20 protein-coding genes and 1 pseudogene are annotated in these 22,120 nt (G+C 75.9%); 11 read left to right on the forward strand and 10 right to left on the reverse strand.

All coding sequences use genetic code 11. The annotated features are described in order from the left end of the window. Positions 1 to 25: 25 nt before the first annotated feature. Positions 26 to 1,738 carry an ABC transporter substrate-binding protein gene (locus FA014_RS03975; RefSeq protein WP_154728408.1) on the reverse strand — a complete coding sequence of 571 codons (1,713 nt, stop codon included), beginning with the start codon at positions 1,736 to 1,738 and terminating at the stop codon, positions 26 to 28. 120 nt (positions 1,739 to 1,858) lie between these two features. On the opposite strand from FA014_RS03975, the gene FA014_RS03980 reads away from it, so the two are divergent. Further along, entirely contained in the window at positions 1,859 to 3,106 is a 1,248-nt protein-coding gene (locus tag FA014_RS03980; protein WP_195969158.1) for an ROK family transcriptional regulator, read from the forward strand. Positions 3,107 to 3,144: 38 nt separating this feature from the next. Beyond that, on the forward strand, positions 3,145 to 5,319 hold the full coding sequence (locus tag FA014_RS03985; RefSeq protein ID WP_230322850.1) for an alpha-galactosidase: 2,175 nt from the start codon (positions 3,145 to 3,147) through the stop codon (positions 5,317 to 5,319). 9 nt (positions 5,320 to 5,328) lie between these two features. Here FA014_RS03985 and FA014_RS03990 read toward each other — a convergent pair whose 3' ends face one another. After that, positions 5,329 to 6,198, reverse strand: coding sequence for a LacI family DNA-binding transcriptional regulator (locus FA014_RS03990; protein WP_154728410.1), 870 nt, complete (start codon positions 6,196 to 6,198; stop codon positions 5,329 to 5,331). A gap of 59 nt (positions 6,199 to 6,257) precedes the next feature. Between FA014_RS03990 and FA014_RS03995 the strand changes: the two genes are divergently transcribed. Beyond that, positions 6,258 to 7,481: an ROK family transcriptional regulator gene (locus tag FA014_RS03995; protein ID WP_195969159.1), complete on the forward strand. Its 1,224-nt coding sequence runs from the start codon at positions 6,258 to 6,260 to the stop codon at positions 7,479 to 7,481. 67 nt (positions 7,482 to 7,548) lie between these two features. Here FA014_RS03995 and FA014_RS04000 read toward each other — a convergent pair whose 3' ends face one another. Then, positions 7,549 to 9,003, reverse strand: a complete 1,455-nt coding sequence (locus tag FA014_RS04000) for a lipase maturation factor family protein (RefSeq protein ID WP_154728412.1) — start codon at positions 9,001 to 9,003, stop codon at positions 7,549 to 7,551. Positions 9,004 to 9,253: 250 nt separating this feature from the next. On the opposite strand from FA014_RS04000, the gene FA014_RS04005 reads away from it, so the two are divergent. After that, positions 9,254 to 10,000 carry a PadR family transcriptional regulator gene (locus FA014_RS04005; RefSeq protein WP_154728413.1) on the forward strand — a complete coding sequence of 249 codons (747 nt, stop codon included), beginning with the start codon at positions 9,254 to 9,256 and terminating at the stop codon, positions 9,998 to 10,000. 24 nt (positions 10,001 to 10,024) lie between these two features. Here FA014_RS04005 and FA014_RS04010 read toward each other — a convergent pair whose 3' ends face one another. The 4 genes from FA014_RS04010 to FA014_RS04025 all read right to left on the reverse strand — a co-directional run bounded on the left by FA014_RS04010 (position 10,025) and on the right by FA014_RS04025 (position 12,226). After that, complete coding sequence (locus tag FA014_RS04010; RefSeq protein WP_154728414.1) at positions 10,025 to 10,405, reverse strand: VOC family protein; 381 nt, start codon at positions 10,403 to 10,405, stop codon at positions 10,025 to 10,027. 77 nt (positions 10,406 to 10,482) lie between these two features. Next, positions 10,483 to 11,238, reverse strand: coding sequence for a YoaK family protein (locus tag FA014_RS04015; protein ID WP_195969160.1), 756 nt, complete (start codon positions 11,236 to 11,238; stop codon positions 10,483 to 10,485). 155 nt (positions 11,239 to 11,393) lie between these two features. Beyond that, entirely contained in the window at positions 11,394 to 11,879 is a 486-nt protein-coding gene (locus tag FA014_RS04020; protein WP_154728416.1) for an SRPBCC family protein, read from the reverse strand. 14 nt (positions 11,880 to 11,893) lie between these two features. Continuing rightward, positions 11,894 to 12,226, reverse strand: a complete 333-nt coding sequence (locus tag FA014_RS04025) for an ArsR/SmtB family transcription factor (RefSeq protein WP_154728417.1) — start codon at positions 12,224 to 12,226, stop codon at positions 11,894 to 11,896. 437 nt (positions 12,227 to 12,663) lie between these two features. Here FA014_RS04025 and FA014_RS19855 point away from each other — a divergent pair, with 437 nt between their 5' ends. The 5 genes from FA014_RS19855 to FA014_RS04050 all read left to right on the forward strand — a co-directional run bounded on the left by FA014_RS19855 (position 12,664) and on the right by FA014_RS04050 (position 17,676). After that, on the forward strand, positions 12,664 to 13,080 hold the full coding sequence (locus tag FA014_RS19855) for a peptidase inhibitor family I36 protein (protein ID WP_195969161.1): 417 nt from the start codon (positions 12,664 to 12,666) through the stop codon (positions 13,078 to 13,080). Positions 13,081 to 13,139: 59 nt separating this feature from the next. After that, the gene (locus tag FA014_RS04035) at positions 13,140 to 14,045 is read left to right on the forward strand and encodes a hypothetical protein (protein ID WP_154728419.1); all 906 of its coding nucleotides are present in this window, start codon (positions 13,140 to 13,142) and stop codon (positions 14,043 to 14,045) included. Further along, a complete protein-coding gene (locus FA014_RS04040; protein WP_154728420.1) occupies positions 14,045 to 15,274 on the forward strand; it encodes a peptidoglycan-binding domain-containing protein in 1,230 nt (409 codons plus the stop codon). Before FA014_RS04035 ends, FA014_RS04040 begins: the two co-directional genes overlap by 1 nt. Continuing rightward, the gene (locus FA014_RS04045) at positions 15,271 to 17,208 is read left to right on the forward strand and encodes an ABC transporter ATP-binding protein/permease (RefSeq protein WP_154728421.1); all 1,938 of its coding nucleotides are present in this window, start codon (positions 15,271 to 15,273) and stop codon (positions 17,206 to 17,208) included. Before FA014_RS04040 ends, FA014_RS04045 begins: the two co-directional genes overlap by 4 nt. An 81-nt stretch (positions 17,209 to 17,289) precedes the next feature. Further along, the gene (locus tag FA014_RS04050) at positions 17,290 to 17,676 is read left to right on the forward strand and encodes a DUF1304 domain-containing protein (RefSeq protein ID WP_154728422.1); all 387 of its coding nucleotides are present in this window, start codon (positions 17,290 to 17,292) and stop codon (positions 17,674 to 17,676) included. Between the two features lie 10 nt (positions 17,677 to 17,686). Here the strand turns inward: FA014_RS04050 and FA014_RS04055 are convergent, their stop codons facing one another. From FA014_RS04055 to FA014_RS04065, 3 genes are read right to left on the reverse strand one after another with little or no spacing between them, the layout of a single operon-like run. Further along, positions 17,687 to 18,577 carry an ABC transporter permease gene (locus FA014_RS04055; RefSeq protein ID WP_154728423.1) on the reverse strand — a complete coding sequence of 297 codons (891 nt, stop codon included), beginning with the start codon at positions 18,575 to 18,577 and terminating at the stop codon, positions 17,687 to 17,689. After that, positions 18,564 to 19,550 (reverse strand): ABC transporter ATP-binding protein, encoded by a 987-nt coding sequence (locus FA014_RS04060; protein ID WP_154728424.1) that lies wholly within the window; start codon positions 19,548 to 19,550, stop codon positions 18,564 to 18,566. The genes FA014_RS04055 and FA014_RS04060 overlap by 14 nt, the downstream gene beginning before the upstream one ends. Beyond that, on the reverse strand, positions 19,547 to 20,779 hold the full coding sequence (locus tag FA014_RS04065) for a hypothetical protein (RefSeq protein WP_154728425.1): 1,233 nt from the start codon (positions 20,777 to 20,779) through the stop codon (positions 19,547 to 19,549). Before FA014_RS04065 ends, FA014_RS04060 begins: the two co-directional genes overlap by 4 nt. A gap of 95 nt (positions 20,780 to 20,874) precedes the next feature. On the opposite strand from FA014_RS04065, the gene FA014_RS04070 reads away from it, so the two are divergent. Next, positions 20,875 to 21,528, forward strand: coding sequence for a response regulator transcription factor (locus tag FA014_RS04070; protein ID WP_154728426.1), 654 nt, complete (start codon positions 20,875 to 20,877; stop codon positions 21,526 to 21,528). Continuing rightward, positions 21,525 to 22,120: pseudogene (locus FA014_RS04075) on the forward strand (two-component sensor histidine kinase); the annotation flags it as partial. The gene FA014_RS04070 and the pseudogene FA014_RS04075, both read left to right, overlap by 4 nt.

Genomic DNA, 22,120 nt, shown 5'->3' on the forward strand with positions numbered 1-22,120 from the left:
CACGGGCCGCCCGGCCCGGTTCGCCTCAGCCGGCCGCCGGCTCCAGGCGCTTGAAGATCTCCGCGGCGTCGAACGCGGACCACACCGCCGGGAAGGCGTACATGTCGTCCTCGGTCGGCCAGCCGGTGAACCCGCCGACGTTCCACTCGCTCGTGGTGCCGCCGGTGAGGATCGGGATGTAGGGCATGTCCTCGACGACGGCGGCCTGGATCGTGTCGAAGTGCGGCTGGCGCGCCTCGGCGTCGTCGAGCGGCATCGTCTTGAGCGCGTCGAGCGCGGCGTCCACGTCCGGGTTCGCGTACCGGGCGTAGTTGTTGCCCGCCGCCTCGCCGACCGGGGCGCCCGTCGCCGACGAGAAGAAGTACGTGTACAGGTAGTACGGGTCGGGCGCCGGGCCCTGCCACAGCGAGTCGATCGCGAGCTGGAAGTTGCCCTGCGTGCGCCGCTCGGTCCACTCGTTCCAGGACGACTGCGCCGTCTGCACGTCGATGCCCGCGGCCTTCGCCTGCTGGGCGATGGTCTGCACCGCGGTGATGTAGTCGGTCCAGCCGGTGACGACCTCGACCGTCACGGTGAGCCGCTCGCCGTCCTTCGCGTAGATCCCGTCCGCGCCCTTGGCCCAGCCGGCGGCCTCGAGCACCGCGGCGGCGCCCTCGGGGTCGGCCTTCTCGGGGGCGACCGGCTCCTCGACGTCGGCCGAGATCGTGGCCTCCTGCGTGGAGGTGAGCGCGAACGTCGGCGAGATCTCCGACGCGGTCTCCTCGAACGCGAGCTGGTTGAGCTGGGTGCGGTCCATCGCGAGGTACAGCGCGTGCCGCACGGCCGGGTCGGTCTGCGGGCCGGAGCAGCCGAGCTCCACGCTGGAGCAGGTGGCGAGCACCATCTGGTTCTGCGCGGCGGTCAGGGTGTCGTAGCCGGGGAAGTTCTCGGCGACGTTCTGGATGTCCGGCACCGGGCCGGTCTGCCAGTCGATGGTGCCGTTCGCGATGCCGTCGGCGCCCGCGGTGTTGCCGGACAGCGACAGGAACCGGATCGTCTTCACGGCCGGCTCGCCGCCCCAGTAGTCCGGGTTCGCGGTGTACGTGAACGCCTGCGGCTTGAAGTCGCCGAGCGTGTAGGCCCCGGTGCCGACCGGGTCCTCGATCACGTCGGCCGTCGGGTCGACGTCCGCCCACAGGTGCTCGGGCACGATCGGGACGCCGGACAGCACGTCGGGCCCCTGCACGAACGCGGGGGCGTCGAACGTGAACGTCACGTGGGTGTCGTCGGTCGCGGTCGCCGTGCCGGCGTAGCCGACGTTGTTGATCGCGGGGGTGCTCGCGAGCAGGTCGTAGGTGAACACCACGTCGTCCGCGGTGAACGGCTCGCCGTCGGTCCAGGTGACGTCGTCGCGGAGGGTGACCTCCAGCTGGGTGCCGTCGTCGTTCCAGCTGTACTCGGTGCCGAGCAGCGGGACGGGGTCGGACTCGGCGGCCTTGTTGATGAAGAACAGCTGCTCGTAGATCGCGCCCAGGCCGCCGATCCGGGACGGCGAGAACGGGTTGAAGTTGACCTGGTAGTCGCCGGACTGGCCCGTGTAGGCGACGAGCGTGGTGCCGTCGCCGGACGCGCCCGTGCTGCCGGACCCGCCGCTGTCGCCGCCGCTGCACGCGGCGAGCAGGGCGAGGGTCGCGGCGCCCGCGACGAGGGGCACGGCGCGGGCGCGGCGCCGGTGCGTGCGTGCTGACCTGAGGAACATCGCTGGTCCTTTCCATCCGTCGCGGCCGACGGTCTGGTCGTGGCCGCGTCGTCGCGGCCCGGGGAAACGCAGGCATATCGTTACGTGCTTAAATTAAGCATGTCAAGATATGGTCGGGAGATGCGCGCACCCTCCCGTGCCGCGACCGGGGCGCTCGTCCTCGACCTGATCCGCACGCACGGCACGGTCAGCAGGGTCGAGCTCGCCGACCGGTCGGGCCTCACCGCGGCGACCATCACGCACGTCGTGCGGGACCTCATGGCCGAGGGCCTGGTGCACGAGGTCGGCCGCGTCACCGGCGGCGTCGGGTCGCCGCGCCGCCTGCTGGAGCTGGACGCCGGCGCGTGGTTCGCTGTCGGCGTCCAGCTCGACCGGTGCGCCAGCAGCGTCGTGGTCACCGACTTCGCGGGGCGGCGGGTCGCCTCGACGGGCGTGCGCGGCGTGGGCCGCGGCGCCCCCGACGACACCCTGCCGGTGCTCGCCCGGCACATCGACCTGCTGCTCGCCGGCGCCGGCATCCCCCGCGACCGGGTCCTCGGCGTCGGCCTGGTGACGCACGGGCCCCAGGACCGGGCCGCGGGCGCCGTGCTCACCGGCCAGCCGACGCCGCAGTGGCGCGACTACCCGCTCACCGGGACGCTCGCGCGGCTGCTGGGGCTGCCGGTGCTGCTCGAGAACGACGCGACCGCGGCGGCCGTGGGGGAGCAGTGGGTCGGCGCCCTCGACGTCGACACCTTCGGCGTGCTCTACATGGCGACGGGCGTCGGCGGCGGGGTGATCGCCGGGTCCGAGGTGTACCGCGGCGGCACGGCGAACCCGGTCGAGATCGGGCACGTGCCGGTCGACCCCACGGGGCCCGCCTGCGCCTGCGGCAGCCGCGGGTGCGTCGAGGCGCTCGCGGGCCCGGGCGCGGTGGTCGCCGCCGCGCTGCGCGACCCTGCGCTCGCGGGCCGGCTCGGGCTGGCCGGCGGCGAGGACGCGGTGCTGGCCGACTTCCAGCGGGTCGCGCGCGCCGCCGTGGCCGGCGACGGGGCGTCCGCGGCGCTGCTGGCGGACTCCGCGCGGCACCTCGGCACCGCGGCCGTGACGCTGATGAACCTGTTCGACCTCGATACGGTCGTGCTGGCCGGCCCGGCCTTCGGCGTCGCGGGGCCGCTGTACGTCGCCGGGGTGCAGGAGGTGGTCGACGCGGGTGCGCTCGCGCGGCTGCTGCGGCCCGTGCGGGTGCGGCTGTCCCGGGACGTCCGGGTGTCCGCGGCGGTGGGCGGGGCGCTGGTGGTGCTCCGGTCGCCGCTGGGGCGGCCCGGCTCGAACCCCGCGGCCGCGGCGCCCGCGCCGTCGGCGACCGGCGCACCCGTACCCGCCTAGCCCGTCCCGACCCGATCGTCCGACTCGAAGGAGAGCCTGTGACCGCCACGACCCCGACCCCCGCGCCCGACGCCCCGACGTGGACCGTGCTGCGCCGCGACGGCGTGGCCGTCGTCCTGGCGCACCCCCGCGACGGCCTGCCGCAGGTGCAGCACTGGGGCGCCGACCTGGGGCCGCTGACCGCGGCGGACCTCGTCGCGCTGCGGGTCGCCGCCGACCGGCAGACCCCGCCGGGCACCCTCGACGCGGCCGGGCACCCGTCTCTGCTGCCGCAGGAGACCGACGGCTGGCCGGGCCGGCCGGGGCTGCAGCTCGTGCGCGACGGCGTCCCGCTGAGCCCGCGGTGGTCGGCCGGGCCGCCGGAGGTGGCCCCGGACGGCCACGCGGTCGAGGTGGTCGCCCGCGACGCGGCCGCGGGGCTGGTGCTGCGCTCGCGGCTGCACCTGGAGCCCGGCGGGCTGCTCGGCGTCGCGCACCGCCTGGAGGTGGCGCCCGCCGCGGCCGCCCCCGTGGAGGTGCACGCCCTCGAGGCGGCGCTGCCGGTGCCGACCCGGGCGGACGTGCTCACGACGTTCGCCGGCCGGTGGACCCGGGAGAAGGTGCCGGCCACCGGTCCGCTGCCCCGCGGTTCGCTCGCCCGGCAGACCCGCCGCGGCCGGCCGGGCCACGACCACCCGTGGCTGCTCGCCCTGTCCGCCGCCGCCCCGCGGGACCGGGACGGCGAGGTCTGGGCGGTGCACCTGGCGTGGCCCGCGGACGCCACCTACCGCACGGACCGGCTGCCGGACCAGCCGACGCTGCTGGGCGCCGGCGAGCTGCTGCGCGCGGGCGAGGTCGTGCTCGGGCCCGGGGAGTCCTGGGCGGCGCCGACCGCGTGGTTCGCGTGGTCGGGTGCCGGGCTCGACGGCGTGACCGCGCGGTTCCACACCTTCCTGCGCTCCCGGCCCCAGCACCCGCGCACGCCCCGGCCGCTCGTGCTCAACACCTGGGAGGCGGTGTACTTCGACCACGACCCCGCGACCGTGCTCCGGCTCGCCGAGCGGGCCGCGCGGATCGGGGTCGAGCGGTTCGTGCTCGACGACGGCTGGTTCCTCGCGCGCCGCGACGACACCCGGGGGCTGGGCGACTGGGTGGTCGACCGCGCCGTGTGGCCGGACGGGCTCGGGCCGCTCGCCGAGCGGGTGCACGCGCTCGGCATGCAGTTCGGGCTCTGGTTCGAGCCGGAGATGGTCAGCCTCGACTCGGACCTCGCCCGGGCGCACCCGGACTGGCTGCTGCACGACCCCGACCGCGTCCCGGACCCCGAGGGGCTGTCGTTCCGGACCCAGTACGTGCTCGACCTCGCGCGGCCGGAGGCGCGGGCGCACGTGCTCGGGCAGGTGTCCGCCCTGGTCGCCGAGCTCGGGATCGACTTCATCAAGTGGGACCACAACCGCGACCTGGTGGACGCCCGGCACGCGGGCCGGCCGGGCGTCGACGCGCAGACCCGGGCCGTGCTCGGGCTGATGGCCGAGCTGAGGGCGCGGCACCCGGGGCTGGAGATCGAGTCCTGCTCGTCCGGCGGCGCGCGCAGCGACCTCGGGGTCCTGGAGGTCACCGACCGGGTGTGGGCGTCCGACTCCAACGACGCCGTCGAGCGGCAGGACATCCAGCGGTGGACCGGGCTGCTGCTGCCGCCCGAGCTCGTCGGCGCGCACGTCGGCCCGCCGACGTCGCACAGCTCGGGCCGCACCCTCGACCTGTCGTACCGGCTCGCGACGAGCCTGATGGGCTCGGCGGGGTTCGAGTGGGACGTGCTGTCCTGCTCGGACGAGGAGGTCGAGGTGCTGACGCGGTTCGCGGGCCTGTACCGGGAGCTCCGGCCGCTGATCCACACCGGCACCGCGGTGCACGCGGACGTCCGGGACCCCGCCCTGCGGGTCGTCGGGGCCGTCGCCCCGGACGGCTCCGCCGGGGTGTGGACGGTCGCGACCGTCGCCGCGCTGGAGGACGCCCGCCCGGAGCCCGTCCGGCTGCACGGGCTGCGCCCCGACGCCCGGTACCGGGTGCGGGTCCGGGACGAGATCGGGGCCGCCCGGTGGGGGTGGGTGACGCCGCCGTGGCTGGCCGCGGGCGAGGTCACGCTGCCGGGGCGGGTGCTCGCCGAGGCCGGGCTGCAGCTCCCCGCGCTGTGGCCCGCGCAGGCGCTCGTGCTGCACGCGACCGCGGTCTGAGCTGGTCGGTCAGGCGGGCGGCGGGGCCGTCGAGCCGCGCGGCACCACCCGCACCCCGGGGGTGCGGGTGGTGGCCGGCGGCCCGCCGGCCACCGCCCGCAGCAGCACCTCGGCGGTCAGGGCGCCCAGCTCGTGCACGTCGCGGCTGACGACGGACAGCGGCGGGTGCGAGATGCGGACGTTCGCCGAGTCGTCCCAGGCCAGCACCGACAGGTCCTGCGGCACGCGCACGCCGAGCCGCGCCGCCTCGCGCAGCCCGGCCAGCGGCATGAGGTCGTTGTCGTACACGATCGCCGTCGGCGGCTCGGGCAGCGCGAGCAGCTCGGCGGTGCGCAGCGCGCCGCTCGCCGCCCCGTAGTCGCCCTCCCGGTGCAGCCCGACCACCCCGGCGGCGGCCGCGGCGTCCCGGAACGCGGCGCCGCGCACCCGCGTGTGCCGGTAGCGCCCGGGCCCGGACACCCAGCCGACCCGGCGGTGGCCGAGGTCGGCGAGGAACGCGACCGCGGTCCGCATGGCGCCGTCGTTGTCGTAGTCGACCACCCACCGGCCGTCGCCGGGCTCGCCGCCGAGCAGCACGGACGGCAGCCCGAGGTCCCGGCACGCCTGCTCGCGGGGGTCGTCGGCCACCAGGTCCGAGATCACGACCGCGTCCACCAGCCCGTCCCGCGCCCACCGGCGGTACGCCACGAGCTCGGCGTCGAGGTCCGGCACGACGTGCACGAACACGCTCGCCCCGTGCCTGTCCAGCTCCTCCTCCATGCCCGCCAGCAGGTCCGTGTAGAAGGGCTCGAGCGCGCCGTCGTCGTCGGCCGGCAGCAGCGCCAGCCCGACCCGGACGCCGCTGCCCGGCCGCCGGTCGGGCGGCGTCGGCGTCGTCATGGCCGCAGCATCGCACGCCCGGCACGGCGGGGGTGCGGCGCCGTGCCATGCTGAGCGGCATGGACGGCGTCGAGGTCGGGCAGGGCGCCGGGCGGCGGGGCGGCCGCGCGCCGTCGACCACGCGCTCCCGGGTGCTCGACCTGGTCCGCACCCGCGGGCCGATCAGCCGCGTCGAGCTCGCCGAGCTCACCGGGCTGACCCAGGCGGCGATCTCGCACGCGGTGCGGGCGCTGCTCGACCAGGGGCTGCTGCGCGAGAACGGCGCCCGGGAGTGGACCGGCGGGAAGCCGCGGGTGATGCTCACGCTGGACCCGCTGGCGCGGTGCGCCGTCGGCGTGCAGCTCGGCGCGGACTGGCTGGTCGTCGTGCTCATCGACGCGCGGGGCGCGGTCGTCGCCCGCACGCGGGTGCGCGGCGCGCGCGAGGAGGACCCGGACGCCGTCGTCATCGGCATCGCGGGGGAGATCGACGTGCTGCTGCGCGCCGCCGGGATCGGCCGGGACCGCGTGGCGGGCGTGGGCCTCGCGGTCCCGGGCACCCTGGACCTCGACGCGGGCGCGATCACGGTCTCCCGGTCGCTGCACCGGTGGCAGGGCTTCCCCGTGCGCGCCGCGCTCGCCGAGGCCGTCGGCGTGCCCGTGGTGCTGGACAACGACGCCACCGCCGCGGCCGTCGGGGAGTACTGGGCCGGGCGCACCGCCGGTTCCGTCGCGCACTGCACGCTCTACATGGGCGCCGGCATCGGCGCCGGCGTGGTGGTCGGGGGCACCGTGCACCGCGGCGCCAGCGGCAACGCCGGCCCGCTCGGCCGGATGCACCTGCACCGCAGCGCGCACGACCCCGGCCCGACCCTCGAGGAGCTCGCCGCCCCGCACGCCGTCGCCCGGCGGGCGCGCGAGGCGGTCGCCGCGGGGCGGGCGACGACCGTGCGGCTCAGCCCGGACGGCGACCCCATCACGGACTTCGGGGCGGTGGCCACGGCCGCGGTGCAGGGCGACCCCCTCGCGCTCGAGCTCGTCGAGGACTCCGCGGAGTACCTGGCGGACGCGGCGGTGACCGCCGCGAACCTGCTGGACGTGGACTCCGTGGTGCTCGCCGGCCCGGCGTTCAGCACCGCCGGGTCGCTGTACGCGCAGGTGGTCGAGCGGCGGCTGCGGGCGGAGCTGCACGCGGCCGACCGGCACGGGGTGCGGGTCGCGCTCGCGGCGCACGTCGCGGACGCCGCCGCCGTGGGCGCCGCGGCGCTGGTGCTGCAGGAGGACCTGGCGCCGCGGCGCGGCTGACGCGCCGGGTGCGCCCGGCCCGGGCGTGCCCGTGCCGGCTTGGCTCGCGCCGCGCGCGCGGGGGCGCTCAGCGGCGGCGGGCCAGCTGCTCCAGGCTCACCGCGTCGACCAGCAGCCCCTCGTCCCGGCGCACCCACCGGGCCCCGGTGGCCCGGTGCTCGGCCGGGGTGGCGAAGCGGTAGCCGTACAGCCGTGCCCGGACCCATCGCGGGCGCTCCCCGTCGAACGGGTCGCGGGCCAGCAGCCGCAGCGTCGGGCGGTCGGCCTCCAGCAGCCGCGCCAGGAACGGCACGAACCAGCGCAGCTGCGCCGCCGAGCCGAGCGCCAGGAACCACATCAGCCAGTCGAGCCGCAGGTGGTACGGCGCGAACTGCCGCGGCAGCCGCCGCACGTCGCCGGGCTTGCCGCGGAACCCGTACTCGAGCCACGTGGCGTCAGCGGGGTCGTCGTCCCGGGTGCCCTCCACGACCACCTCGGTGCGCCGCCGGGTGATCGTGCCGAACGCCCCGTAGGCGTTGACCAGGTGGAACGGGTTGAACGAGGCGTTCATCCGCTGGTTCCGGGACACCAGGTTCCGCGCCGGCCAGAAGGACAGCACCACGCACAGCGCGGTGACCGCGAGCACCACGACGACGAACCACAGGGGCGCGGCGGCGGCGGGCGCGCCCGCGCGGACCTCGATCCCGACGAGCCCGAGCACCGCCGCCCACGAGCGGTCGTCGACCGCGGACGCCGCCAGCACGATCGTCAGCCAGTTCAGCCACGCGAAGTTGCCGGACAGCACCAGCCAGAGCTGCGTGACGATCATGACGCCCGCCGCGGTGCCCGCCACCGGGCCGGGGACCAGCAGCCCGAACGGCACGACGAGCTGTGCGACGTGATTCGCGGCCACCTCGACCCGGTGCAGCGGGCGGGGGAGCAGGTGGAACAGCCGGCTCGCGGGGCCGGGCATCGGCTGCGTCTCGTGGTGGTAGTACAGCGCCGTCAGGTCGCGCCACGCCGGGTCGCCGCGCCACTTGATCAGGCCCGCGCCCAGCTCCAGGCGGAGCACCAGCCACCAGAGCAGCGCGAGGACGGTCCACGGCGGGGCGACGTCGTCCGAGCCCAGGAACGCCACGAGGAACCCCGCCTCCAGCAGCAGCGACTCCCAGCCGAACCCGTAGAACGTCTGCCCGACGTTCACGACCGACAGGTACAGCACCCAGAGCACCCCGAACGCGAGCAGCGGCAGCCACGGCGGCCCCTGCTGCGGCAGCCCGGCGACCAGCGCCACCGCGACGCCGAGCCCCGCCCAGCCGACGACCACGAGCAGCCGGTCGGAGTACCACCGGGCGAACAGGCTCGGGGCGGCGCGGAACGGGACCCGCTCGGTGAACGCGGGCACGGGGAGCAGACCGTGCTCGCCGAGCAGCGGGCGGAACTGGCGCAGCACGTTCACGAACGCGAGGACGTACACCGCGGCCACCCCGCGCTGCGCCACCTCCCGGGCGATCGTGTACCCCTCCGCCCCGAACCACCCCACGCCGCACCCCCGCTCCCGCGCCCGCGCTCCCGCGCTCCCGCGCGCCGCCGCGCCGCGCCGCGCCGCGCCGCCGCCGCGCTCCAGCGTCGCCCGCCCTGCCTCCGCGCGCACCTCCGCGCGCCGGGCGCTCGCCGAGTCTCCATCTCCGGACTGCGCGCCGACGCGAACCGGCAGGCCGGTCTCGCAGAGTCGGCGGAGGCAGGGCGGAGCGGGGTTCACAATCGGGCAGTAGCGATATATCGTTAGCGTCATGCGATACAACGACACACATGATGAGTTCGAGAGCGAGGGCCGCGGCGAGCGGTCCGGTCACGGCCCGCAGGGGTCGCACGAGGGGCACCGCGGGCACGGGCACGGGCACGGGTTCGGCGGCCGCGGGCCGCGCGGGTTCGGACCGGGAGCGGGGTTGGGCCCCGGCGGCGGGTTCGGCCCGGGCGGGCCCGGTGGGTTCGGGCCCGGCGGACCGGGTGGGTTCGGCCCCGGCGGGTTCGGGGGGCGGCGCGGCCGGCGACCGCGCGGGGACGTCCGCAACGCCATCCTGCTGCTGCTCGCCGAGCAGCCGATGCACGGCTACCAGCTGATGGAGGCCATCGCCGAGCGCAGCGACGGCCGGTGGCGCCCGAGCCCCGGCGCCGTCTACCCCACGCTGAACCTCCTGGAGGACGAGGGCGTCGTGACGCTCACCGCGTCCGCCGGCCGCAAGCTCGCGACCCTGACGGAGGAGGGGCGTGCCCTGGTCGAGCGGGACTCGGCGTCCTGGCCCGACCCGTTCGCGACCGGCGACGCCGAGCAGGGCGTGGACCTGCGCGCCGAGGTCGGCCCGCTGCTCGAGGCCGTCCGGGCCGTCGGGCGCGGCGGCACCGAGGCGCAGCGGGTGCGCGCGGGCGAGATCCTCGCCGAGGCGCGCCGCTCGGTGTACCGGGTGCTCGCGGGCGACGACCCGGCCGCGCGGCCGGACGCCGGCGCCCCCGCCGACCCGGAGGGCCCGGCCGCCTGACGGCGCGCCCGCGGACCGGGGTCGTCAGGGCCAGACGTGCGCCTCCTCGGCGAAGTCCGCGGGGTTGCTGTGCACCGGGATCACGCACAGCAGGTGGCCGCCGGGCACCCGGAGGGTCCGGCAGTCGAGCCAGCCGCCGACCTCGACCGCCCCGAGGTCGAGCAGCCGCGCCGTCTCGGCCGCGACGTCGTCCGTCTCCATGTCGAGGTGGTAGCGGGCGGGCCCGCCGATCGACTGCACGGCCGCCACGAGCCCGGGGATCGGGTCCTCCAGGTGCGTGAACTGCTCCTCGTCGGGCACCGACCACGAGGCCACGCCGGTGGCGGCGGACCAGAACCGGGCGGAGGCGGCGGCCTCGGCGTGCGGTGCGTCGATGAGCAGGGTCGAGATCCGGCTGCGGTGCACGGGCATCCTCCTCGATGTCCCGACGGACGGTAGCGCCACGGGAGCGCATCCACCAGGGTCCCGGGGCCCCGGGGAGGTCAGTCCCCGTCGGCGCCGACCCCCGCGGGCACGGCGTCGCGCGCCGACGGAGCCGCCGGCGCGGACGCCCGTCCGGCAGCCGTGCTCGTGCGCCGGGTGTGCGTCTCGATCGCCGCCAGCACCACCGCGAGCACCCCGGCCGCGACGAGCGTCGCTCGGGTGCCGAGCGCGTCGGGACCGCTCGCCAGCGCGCCGATCCCGGCGCCGGCGGCGAACGCGAGCACGATCGCGGACAGCCGCAGGGCGACCCTCCGCTGCGTGCGGTCGTAGCCGCTCAGCCACTCGTACGCGGCGGTCACGAGGGTGCGTAGGTTCCCGGTCGTCATCGTCGTGCTGTAGCTGGTGTCCCGGACCAGCCGGAACGTGGTGACCTGCAGCGCGGCGACGAACGCCACCGCCGTGGTCGTCGCAAGGGCGGGCACGGACGTCGGGAGTGCGGCGACGGCGACCAGTGTGCCGATCTCGGCGAGCAGCACGATGCGCGTCGGGTCCTCCAGGCCGGGTAGCCGGCGGTGCGCGGCCAGCCACTCGGCGACGACCAGGCCGAGCACGAACGCGCCGATGATCGGCAGGTACCCGGCGGCCTGCGCCCACTGGCCCCGCGCCGCGTGGATGGCGACGAACACCACGTTGCCGGTCTGGGCGTTGGCGAACACGCCGCCGTGCGCGACGAAGGTGTAGGCGTCGAGGAACCCGCCGACGACGGCGAGCGCCGCGCCGGTCGCGGGGTGCTCGGGGCGGGTGCGGACCCTCACGGCTCGCGCCGTCCGGGAGGCGTGGTGCGGGTCGGTCGCGGCCGGGTGCTCACGGACCCCAGTGTCCCCCAGTCGTCCCATGACTTGTGGGACCGAGGACCCGGCGACACACGGCGTCGCCGGGTCCGGTGCCCGGCCGCGGCCGACCCGCGGGCTCAGCCCTCCGCGAGCAGCGCCGGGATCTGCCCGACCGCCTCGCGCATGCCCTCCTCCATGCCCATCGCGATCACCTGGGCCATGGCCTCGGCGTCCGGGAACCGCGTGGTGATGGTCATGCGCGTCCCGCCGTCGACGGGCGTGAGCTCGGTGCGCATCACGGCGGCCGGCATGGCGTCGTCCGGGTTGCCGTCGGCGTCGGAGAACCCGTCCTGGATCTCGATCGTGCGCGGCGGGTCGACCGCGAGCACGCGCCACCAGCCGTGCGCCCGCGTCCCGTCCGGGCCGGTCATGTAGTACCGCGACTCGGCGCCGGGCGTGAGGTCGTGGGCGGGGAACGTCGCCGGCCACTCCGGGGGTCCCCACCACCGGGAGAGCTGCTCGCCCTCGGACCACAGCCGCCAGACCCGCTCGGGCGGGGCGTCGAGCTCGGTCACCACGGTGAGCGTCAGCGCGTCGGTGTCCTTGATGGTGTCCACTGGCATGAGTCGTCCCCTTGTCATCCGTCGGCGAGGATCTCCGCGATGCGGTCGATGCGGCCGCGCCAGATCTCCTCGTACCGGTCGAGCAGCCGTGCGGCTGCCCGGATGGTCGCGACGTCGGCGTGGACGACCTGCTCGCGGCCGTGCCGCTGCTTGGTCACGAGGTGCGCGCGCTCGAGCACCGCCACGTGCTTCTGCACGGCGGCGAAGCTCATCTCGTAGGAACGCGCGAGGGCGGTCACCGACGCCTCCCGGCGCAGCACCCGCGTGACGATGTCGCGCCGGGTCGCGTCGGCCAGCGCGGCGAACACCCGGTCCACCTCGTCGGGGTCGAGCTGACGTACAACCATGTGGTTGTACGTTACGCGGGTGTGGCGCAGATCACAACCGCGTCCCTGCGACGGTCGGCCGGGTCGTGAGCCGGTCGCTCGAGTCGGGACAGACCGCCGCATTCCGGACTCGCTGGACGCGTGGCGCAGGTGCGCCGAAAAGGGCGCAAGTGGGGACAGATCGTCACGCGCGCGACGCTCCGAGCAGGTGGATTCGGTCACAGATGCCTCGAATCGGGACACGTGGTGCAATTGCGCAGAAACGAGCCCGGTCTCAGATCGACGTCGCACCTCGAGGTCGGGACGACTTCGGCCTACTTCTCGCAACGGCCTGCGCTCAGCAAATGCGCGCTGCTAGCGTCCGGATCGTGGGGGCATCCAGTCCGGGGATCGACGGACGACGGCGAAGGAAGAGATTCATGACTCACGCACGTCCACTTCTGAGGAAGGTGCTGCGGGTGGCTGCCGCAGTGTTCATCGCGCTGGTGGGGTCGGTCGGCCTCGCAGGTGCCGCCTCGGCGGCCGCGGGCGACTGCCCGTCCACGTACGCCTGCATCTGGCGTGATGCGAACTACGTGACGGGTCATTCCGGGACCGCGCACGTGAAGTTCCACTCGTGCCACCACGACTTCCGGCTGTCCACCTACGCGGGCACGACGATCAACGCGAACGACAGCGCGTCGTCGGTCTCGAACCGCGGGACGGTTTCCTCCGCCTCGTTCTACCTGGACACCCTGTACGCGGGCCCTTCCTTCACGCTCGCCAAGGGTACGGGGGACGGCAACCTCAGCGACTCGTCAGGAAATGCCCCCGGGGGTTTCAACGACAAGCTCAGCTCGGCCAAGTTCGTGTCGTTCGGAGCGGCCTGCCGGTAATTTGTCACCGCGCCGCGGGGTGCCGTTCGGCGCCCCGCGGCGCCTGATAGGAGTGCTGAATGAGCGTGCCACGACCACTGGTCCATCCCGCCGTCGCCGTGCTCGTCGCGGCCGGCCTGACGGGGTGCTCCGCGAGCGGCCCCGATGCGGCGCACGAGCCGAGCGTTCTCGTCGAGAAGAACCGCCTGATGTGGGTGATGCCGCTCGACGCCTACATGGTGGCGGAGCAGCTCGACACGGCGGTCGACGTCTTCATCGAGCCGTGCATGCAGGAGCGCGGGTTCGCGTACCGGCGTCCGCCCGTCGACGTGACGAAGCGGTCCGAGACCGTGTCGGTGAGCGGGCGGAACCTGTTCAACGTCGAGGTGGCGAGGCAGTGGGGATACGGCGGGGCGCCCGACCCGAACGCCGACGTGCTGCGGGCGGATGCGGCGGAGTCGGTGCACTGGTCGGCGGAGCAGACGGACCGGTACGAGGACTGCCTGGGACGTGCTCGGGAGCAGTTCCCCGCGCAGCGGATCAACAACGTCGTCACGAGCCTGTCGTTCTCCGCCTGGAGCGGAGCCAAGAACGCCCCGGAGGTCCTCGACGCGGCTGAGCGGTGGGTGCAGTGCATGCAGCCGCTCGGGTTCTCCGACCTTCCGGACGGCCCGAACGCCGACGGGGGCGGGACGCCCACGCCGGCGATGACGGAGGCGTATACCGGAGTCCCGTACAACGCGACCTTCGACGGTGCGGCCCCCGAGCAGACGGCTGAGCAGAAGGCCGAGGAGATCCGCATCGCGACCTTCGACGCCGAGTGCCAGGAGAGCACGGGATACGCCCAGGCGCTGTACGACGCGGAGTGGGATCGCCAGGTCTCCGTCGTCCGCGAGAACGAGGACACCCTGACCCGTCTGCTCGATGAGAAGGCGGCGTACGAGGAGAAGGCCGACAGGGTCCTGCGTGAGGCCGGGTCGGGTTGATGCGGGCTCGACGCATCGTCACCGCACTCGTGGTGCTCGGCACGCTCGTCGGTGGGCTCGTCGGCGGGTGGCTCGCCGCCGAGAAGCTGCAGTCCCCGGCGCAGGTCGCGGCCCGCGCAGCCCCACCCGAGCCGTCCGACGTCGTGGCCACGGTGACCGTCGGCGAGCTCACGGAGCAGGTCACGGCCCGCTCCGAGATCACCCGCGAGTCGGCGAGCACCGTCGAGGTGGCGCTGGCCGGCGCCGAGCAGAGCGTCGTCACCGCCACCGGTGTGCCCCCCGGGTCGGAGATCAGCGCAGGCGGCGTCGCCCTCGAGGTGAACGGCCGTCCGGTGATCGCGACGACGGGTGCGTTCCCGTACTACCGGGACATGGCCGAGGGGGACACGGGGCCGGACGTCGAGCAGCTGCAACGGTTCCTGATGAGCTGCGGGTACCGGACCGGTGGCGTCGGGCAGTTCGGCCCGCAGACCGCAGGGGCTGTGCGTCAGCTCTACCGGGCGATCGGTCATGAGGTCGTGACGCGCGAGGCGCCCGCGACGACGCCCGAGCCACAGGGTGGCGCACCCGCGGCGACGGACGATCCCGCGTCCGGTGCGGTCCCGGCGGGTGGCTCCGTCGAGCCGGCGTCGGGTGACGGCGCAGCGGCGTCGGCGGCCGCCCCGCGGGTGGTCGTGGTCCCCCGTAGTGAGCTCGTCGTGCTCGCGGCCCTCCCGGTCGTCGCCGGTGAGCTGCCTGCGGTGGGCACGGTGCTGACCGCCGAGAACGCCGTCCTCACCGTCGGTCAGGGGCGGGTCGTCGCCCGGGCGAAGATCGCCGTGACGGTCCTGCCCGTGCTCGCCGAGGGGATGCCGGTCGTCCTCACCGGTGCGGACGGGACCACGCTGGAGGGCACGCTGGGGCCGATCCCCGCCGCCGCCGGGGCCGGGGACGCCGCGTCGGCCGAGGTCGCGGTCCCGGTCGTCACCGAGGCGATCGACGAGGCGTGGCTGGACGCGAACGTGCTGACCGTCATCACCGTGACGGCCGTCGCCGATCAGGCTCTCCGGGTCCCGTCGCGCGCGGTCGTCCCGCGCGCGGACGGCTCGTCCGTCGTCCAGCGCCGCGCCGCGGACGGGTCCTTCGAGGAGATCGCGGTGCACGAGCTCGGCCGGCTGGGTGGGACCAGCGCCGTCGAGCCGGCCGCGACGGGCGGGCTGTCCGAGGGGGACGAGGTGAAGGTGGAGTGACCAGGCTCAGCCTGGTCGGCGTCACGAAGACCTACCCCGGCGCGCAGCCCGTGCACGCGTTGCGCGGCGTCGACCTCGTCATCGGCGCGGGCGAGTTCGTCGTGATCGAGGGCCCGTCGGGCAGCGGGAAGTCGACGTTGCTGAACGTGCTCGCGCTGCTCGACACCCCCTCGGGCGGGCAGTACCTGATCGACGGCCGCGACACCGCCGAGCTGGACGAGCGCGAACGGGCCCGCGTGCGGGGCGAGGCTTTCGGGTTCGTCTTCCAGGGCTTCCACCTGATGGACCGCCGCACCGTGCTGGACAACGTCGAGCTCGGCATGTTCTACGCGGGCCTGCCCGCGGACGAGCGCCGGCGCCGCGCCCTCGTCGCGCTGGACCGCGTCGGCCTCGCGGACACGGCGCACCGCCGCGCGAACGAGCTGTCCGGCGGCCAGCGCCAGCGGGTCGCGATCGCACGGGCGCTCTCCGTCGGCTCGGCAGTCATCGTGGCCGACGAGCCGACCGGGAACCTGGACACGGAGACCAGCGGGACCGTCCTCGCCCTGCTGCACGAGCTGAACGACGCCGGCGCCACGGTCATCCTCGTCACGCACTCGGCCGAGATCGCGGCCGGGGCGCCGCGTCGCCTGCTGGTACGGGACGGCCGGATCGTCGCCGGTCCTCCCGAGATCGCTCGGGATGCGGGCGAGGGCGAGGAGCGCGCCGCTGCACCGGCCGCCGCCGACGCACCTCCGCGGCGTCCACGGCCCTCCCCGTTCGCGATCGTCCGCGACGCGGCCGCCTCGGTCACGTCCCGGTGGGGGCGCACGGCGACGCTCGCCGCCTCGGTCGCCGTCGGTGTCGCGCTGGCGCTCACGACGATCGGTCTGTCCGAGTCCGCCCAGGCCCAGGTGTCCGACCGGTTCGACGCCCAGCTCAACCGTGCCGTCACCCTCGCACGCGCCGTGCCGGACCCGGAGGCCGGCGCCCCCGTGGTGGTCGACGGCACGACGGGTGGGGTGTCGCCGGAGGCGGTCGCGACGCTCGGGTCGGTGCCGGGCGTGGACGCCGGGGCGCTGCTCACGCGCCACGACCCGGTCTGGGTCGCGCTCCCCGGTGGTCGCTCCCCGGTGGCCGACGCGTTCCTGATGGGGGCGACCCGGGACATCGTGCCTGCCGCCGAGCTGGACGTGCGGTGGGCCGGCGACGTGCCGGTCGCGCTCGGCGAGGACGAGGTCCTGCTCGGGCGCGTCGTGAGCACGGAGGTCGGCCTCGGCCCGCTGAGCGCGCGGCCCCAGGTGCTGCTGGAGGGACGCCCGTTCGTGGTGCGCGGGATCGTCGAGGGCGGCGCCCGCGTCACCGACGTCGGGCAGGCGGTCATCACGACGGTGGACGTCGCGGCGACCCTGCGCACGCCGAACGCCGACGAGGTCTACCTCCTCACCGCCGCCGGCGCGGCGGGGCAGGTCGCGAGCCAGGCTCCGCTCCTCCTCCGGCCCCAGGCCCCGGAGACGTTCACCGTGAGCATCCCGCCGGACCCCGCGACCCTGCGGGGGCAGGTGGAGGGCGACGTCCGCACCGTCCTCCTCGTGCTGACCGGCGTCGCGGTCCTCGCATCGGTGGTCTCCCTGACCAGCGCGATGACGATGTCCGTGCTCGAGCGCTCCCGGGAGTTCGGCATGCGGCGTGCCATCGGGGCCCGGGCCCACCAGATCAGCGGTCTCGTCATGAGCGAGGCCGCGCTCGTCGGCGCGTTGGGTGGGGTCGTGGGGGCGGCGACGGGCGTCGTCGCCCTGCTGGTGATCACGATCGCCAGACGGTGGACGCCCGTCCTCGATCTCGGCAACGTCCCCCTCGCCGTCGCGGGAGGGATCGCCGTCGGCGTCGTCGGCGGCGTCGCCGCATCCGTCCGTGCCCGGCGGATCCAGCCGAGCGACGCGCTCCGCAGCTGAAAGGGTGCGCCCGCTCGGGCGGGCACCTCTGATCCCGCGATCACGACCCGGTGCGGCCGCGGGCAGGGCAGACTGGCCCGCATGATCGCCGCCGGACTCGTCCTCTCCGCCCTCGCGGCCCTGGTGCACGTCTACATCTTCACGCTCGAGTCCGTGTCCTGGACCTCGCCCCGGACCCGTGCGGTGTTCGGCACGACGCCGGAGGAGGCCGAGGCCACGCGGGAGCTCGCGTTCAACCAGGGCTTCTACAACCTGTTCCTCGCGGTGGTCGCGGCGGCCGGCGTCATCGCCACGGCGACCGGGGCGACCTCGGTCGGGGCCGCGCTGGTGCTCGCGGGCACCGGGTCGATGCTCGCCGCGGCGCTGGTGCTGGTGCTCTCCTCGCCGGACAAGGCGCGGGCGGCCGTGTCGCAGGGCACGTTCCCGCTGCTCGCGGTGGTCGCGACGCTGATCGGCCTGCTGGCCTGAGCGGCCCGGCCTAGGACGTCACGTCCGCCGTGGTGAACCGGGCCCACGCGAGCGCCCCGAACACCGCGACCCACGCCGCCTGCACCGCCAGCCCGGACCCGACCACGCCCCAGTCGACCTGCACCCGCAGGAACTCGGCGAAGTCGAACCAGTGGTGCGTGAGCAGCCCCGGGTGGATCGCCGAGAGCTGCGGCAGCGAGTCGAGGACGGTCGACACGACGGCGACGACGACGGTCGCGGCCATCGCACCGACCGGCACCTCGGTGAGCGTCGAGAAGAACAGCCCGACGGCGACCAGCCCGGTCAGCGACAGCCCGACGTAGGCGACGATCCCGGCGACACGCAGCACGCCCTCGCCGACGGGCACGGTGCTCCCGGACAGCAGCACCACGTCGTGCACGCCGAAGAACGCGGCACCGACGAGCAGCCCGGTCACGGCGACCGCGAGCACCGCCGCCGCCGCGAAGGTCAGCGCGGCGAGCGCCTTGACCGCGAGCAGCCGGCCACGGGGCACGGGGACGACGAGCAGGTAGCGCAGGGTGCCGGCGGACGCCTCGCCCGCGACCGCGTCGCCGGACGCGATGCCGATGCACAGCGGCAGCAGGAACGGCAGGCACAGGAACAGCGCGGCGACGACCAGGAACAGGCCGTTGCCGGTCACCTGCGCCAGGAACGCCGGGCCCTGGCCGGACAGCGCGCTGTCCCGGGTGACCAGCAGCACCGTCCCGATCACCACCGGCACGAGGGCGAGCCCGGCGAGCAGCACGAGGTTCCGCCGGCGACCGAGCACCAGGCGCAGCTCGGACCGCAGCAGCCGGGCGAACGCGACGGGGGCGGGCGCGGCGAGCGGCGCCGCCGCGGGAGAGCCGCCGGGACCGTCCAGCAGCTCAGCGCGCGACATCGAAGCCCTCCCCGGTCAGCTCGACGAACACCTGCTCCAGGCTCGGCCGGTCGACGGCCAGGCCCACCAGGTCGACGCCGGCGTGCACCAGCGCGGCCGAGACCTTCTCCGGCGGCGTCGGCCCGAGCGCCGCGGTGAGCCGGGCCGTGCCCGCACCGCCCGGCAGCGCCCGCCCGTCGCGCGCCACCTCGGCGAGCCCGAGCCCGCGGAGCACCTCGGCCGCCGCGTCGGCCTGCCCGGACCGGGTCGTCACGGCGAGGCGCGCGCCCTCGCGGTCGGTCAGCGCCGCGCGCTCGCCCTGCAGCAGCAGCCGCCCGCGGCTCATGATCCCGACGTGGCTGCACACCTGCTCGATCTCGGCCAGCAGTTGGGAGGACACCAGGACGGTCGCGCCGCCGTCGGCGAGCTCGCGGACGAGGTGCCGCACCTCGCGGGTGCCCTGCGGGTCGAGACCGTTCGTCGGCTCGTCCAGCACGAGCAGGTCGCGCGGCTGCAGCAGCGCGGCCGCCAGGCCGAGCCGCTGCTTCATGCCCAGCGAGTACTGCCGGTACGGCTTGGTCGCCGCCGCGCCCAGACCCACCCGGTCCAGCGCCGCGTCCGCGCGCCGGCGGCTGGTGCGCGGGTCCGCGGTGGCGTCCCCGGCGTCGAGCCGCGCGAGGTTCGCCCGGCCGGTGAGGTACGGGTGGAAGGCCGGTCCCTCGACGAGGGCGCCGACCCGGGGCAGCACCCGCGCGGCGTCCTCGGGCATCGCGGACCCGAGCAGCCACGCGCGCCCGGCGGTCGGCCGGGCGAGGCCGAGCAGCATCCGGATGGTGGTCGTCTTGCCGGAGCCGTTCGGGCCCAGGAACCCGTACACCGCGCCGCGGGGCACGGCCAGGTCCAGGCCGTCGACGGCGACCTGGCCGGACCGGAACCGCTTCGTCAGGCCGGCGGTCCGGACGGCCAGGTCGCCGTCGTGGTGCGCCTCGCTCATGCCGCGGCGCGGAGTGCGTCCGCCGGCACGGCGCCGACCAGCACCCGGCCGTCGTCCGTGATCAGCACCGACAGCAGGGTCGAGCTGAGCAGCCGGCCCTCGGGGACCGCGGTGGTGAGCTGGTCGTAGAGGGCGGTGGTGTCGAGCGAGGGGCGACCGGGGTTGCCCTCGGCGTCGCTGGGCACGAACTGATGCACCAGGTCCTGCGCCTCCTCCGAGCCGAGGACCCGCTCCGCACCGGGCACGGTGGCGAGGGACGCGGCGTCGCCGCCGACCAGACCCGCGACGTCGACGTCGCTCAGCGTGACGACCGTCGACCACCCGGAGCCGGCGACCGCGACGCCGTCCGGCAGCGCGGGCGCGCCGGGCTGGGCGCCGTCCGGCAGGTCCGGCGTGTCGGGCAGCGGCACGACGACCTCGTCGGTGGTGGCCCCGGCCGGCGCGGAGAACGCCAGCACGGAGTCGTCGGGAGCGGTGAACGCCACGTCGGTGAACCCGACCTCGAGCGAGGGGGCCGCGTCGTCGGCCGTCGACCAGGTCTGCACCCGCAGGGGCTGCGCGGTGGCGGCGTCCACCGCGACCACGACCCGGGAGACCAGGGTGCCGTCGTCCGTGGGGCTGACCACGAGCTGGTAGGCGTCGCGCCCGGCGACCGTGGTGGGGCTGTCGACCGTGACGTCCGCGTCCCGCTCGGCGAGCGCCAGCACCTGGGCCGCCGCGGCCTCGGGGGTCGGCAGGTCGGCGCCCGGGGCGGTGGCCCGGTCGGCGAGCGCCTGGTACCGGGCGACGTCCGCGGGGTCGAGCGTGTAGTGCGTGACGGCGTCGTCGGTCGACGAGTAGGTCCACGCCTGCGCGCCGTCGTGCACGACCGAGTACTCCGAGGTCGCCCCGAGCAGCGAGACGCGGGACCGCTCGGCGCCGTCGGACCACAGCCGCAGCGTGGACGAGCCGCCGAGCAGGTTGAGCGGGTCGGCGCCGGTCATCTCCGCGGGCAGCTCGGGCAGCCCCAGGCGCGCGGTGTAGACGACGGTGCCCTGCACCGGCGTCGGCCCGGCCTCGGCGACCCGGCTCAGCAGGTCCTGCGCGCTGACCTGGGGGAGGTCGGCGTCGCCCGGCGAGGCGAGCGCCGGGACGCCGACCGCGGCGGCCACCGCCACGGCGACGACCCCGGGCACGGCCCAGCGGGCGCGGGGGGAGAGGGTGCGGCGGGGGCGCTCGGTGTCGGCCATGCGTCCACTGTGCGCCACCGGCGCTGAGGCGGCGCTGAGAACGCCGGCCCCGCGCGCGGGCCGCCCCGCGCCGCGCGCAGTGCGATGCTGCGGGGGTGCGGGTGCTGGTGGTGGACGACGAGCGCGGGCTGGTGGACGCCCTGCGCCGCGGGCTGACGGCCGAGGGGTTCGCGGTCGACGTGGCGTACGACGGCGCCGAGGGCCTGCGCCTGGCCACCGACCGGGACTTCGACGCGATCGTGCTCGACGTCATGCTGCCGCGGCGCAACGGCTACGACGTGGTCACCGACCTGCGCGCCGCCGGCGTCACCACGCCGGTGCTGCTGCTGAGCGCGAAGGACGGCGAGCACGACGTCGCGGACGGCCTGGACGTCGGCGCGGACGACTACCTGACCAAGCCGTTCTCCTTCGTCGTGCTGGTCGCCCGGATCCGCGCGCTGCTGCGCCGGCCGTCGCAGGTGCGGCCCGCGGTGCTGGTCGTCGGCGACCTGGTGCTCGACCCGGCCGCGCGCGCGGTGACCCGGGCCGGCGCGCCCGTCGAGCTGACGGCCCGCGAGCTGGCGCTGCTCGAGTACCTGATGCGGCACGCGGACCGGGTCGTCGGCAAGGTCGAGCTGCGCGACCACGTCTGGGACGGCCCGGGCGAGGACGGCAACGTGGTCGAGGTGTACGTCGGTTACCTGCGGCGCAAGCTCGGCCGCGACGCGATCGCCACGGTGCGGGGCGCGGGCTACCGGGTCGCGGGGTGAGCGCACCGCCGCCGCGGCGCGCCCGGTGGTCGCTGCGCGCGCGGCTGACCGTGCTCACCGCGGGGCTGCTGTGCGCGGCGCTGGTGGTCGGGGCCGTGGTCCTGAGCACGGTGCTGTCCCGCGGGCGGGTGGCCGCGCTCGACGACGTGGTGCGGGCGCGGGCCGAGACGGTGGCCGCGCTGGTGGCCGGCGACCAGGTCCCCGACGCGCTGCCGGTGGCCGAGCCGGGGGAGATCGTCCAGGTGCTCGACGGCGACGGCCGGGTCGTGGCCACGTCGCCGACCGCCAGCCGGACGCTGCCCGTGCTGGGCGGCGAGGCCCTGGCGGACCTGCGGGCGCGCGCGGCGGACGCGCCCGGCCGGGCCGTGGTCGGCGGGACCGGCGCGTCGGCCTACGACCCGGCGGCGCGCGTGGCGGTCGCCGCGCCCGCCGGCGGCCCGGACGGCAGCGTGGTCGTCGCCACGGTGCCGGTCGCCGAGGTCGAGGGGCTGGTGCGCGCGCTGCGCCTGGCGCTCGCGGGCGTGGTGCCGGCGCTGACGGCGCTGTTCGCGGCCGCCATCTGGGTGGCGCTCGACCGGCCGCAGCGCCCGCC

This window comes from Cellulomonas hominis (assembly GCF_005239125.1).
GTDB classification, from domain to species: domain Bacteria; phylum Actinomycetota; class Actinomycetes; order Actinomycetales; family Cellulomonadaceae; genus Cellulomonas; species Cellulomonas hominis_A.

What these genes read in the sequence shown, in the direction of transcription:
- FA014_RS04040 (WP_154728420.1), top strand. Translation starts at nt 14,045, where the DNA reads ATGCGGGCTCGACGCATCGTCACCGCACTCGTGGTGCTCGGCACGCTC.
- FA014_RS04020 (WP_154728416.1), bottom strand. Translation starts at nt 11,879, where the DNA reads ATGCCAGTGGACACCATCAAGGACACCGACGCGCTGACGCTCACCGTG.
- FA014_RS04060 (WP_154728424.1), bottom strand. Translation starts at nt 19,550, where the DNA reads ATGAGCGAGGCGCACCACGACGGCGACCTGGCCGTCCGGACCGCCGGC.
- FA014_RS04005 (WP_154728413.1), top strand. Translation starts at nt 9,254, where the DNA reads ATGCGATACAACGACACACATGATGAGTTCGAGAGCGAGGGCCGCGGC.
- FA014_RS04025 (WP_154728417.1), bottom strand. Translation starts at nt 12,226, where the DNA reads ATGGTTGTACGTCAGCTCGACCCCGACGAGGTGGACCGGGTGTTCGCC.
- FA014_RS04055 (WP_154728423.1), bottom strand. Translation starts at nt 18,577, where the DNA reads ATGTCGCGCGCTGAGCTGCTGGACGGTCCCGGCGGCTCTCCCGCGGCG.
- FA014_RS04035 (WP_154728419.1), top strand. Translation starts at nt 13,140, where the DNA reads ATGAGCGTGCCACGACCACTGGTCCATCCCGCCGTCGCCGTGCTCGTC.
- FA014_RS04050 (WP_154728422.1), top strand. Translation starts at nt 17,290, where the DNA reads ATGATCGCCGCCGGACTCGTCCTCTCCGCCCTCGCGGCCCTGGTGCAC.
- FA014_RS03995 (WP_195969159.1), top strand. Translation starts at nt 6,258, where the DNA reads ATGGACGGCGTCGAGGTCGGGCAGGGCGCCGGGCGGCGGGGCGGCCGC.
- FA014_RS04065 (WP_154728425.1), bottom strand. Translation starts at nt 20,779, where the DNA reads ATGGCCGACACCGAGCGCCCCCGCCGCACCCTCTCCCCCCGCGCCCGC.
- FA014_RS03990 (WP_154728410.1), bottom strand. Translation starts at nt 6,198, where the DNA reads ATGACGACGCCGACGCCGCCCGACCGGCGGCCGGGCAGCGGCGTCCGG.
- FA014_RS03975 (WP_154728408.1), bottom strand. Translation starts at nt 1,738, where the DNA reads ATGTTCCTCAGGTCAGCACGCACGCACCGGCGCCGCGCCCGCGCCGTG.
- FA014_RS03980 (WP_195969158.1), top strand. Translation starts at nt 1,859, where the DNA reads ATGCGCGCACCCTCCCGTGCCGCGACCGGGGCGCTCGTCCTCGACCTG.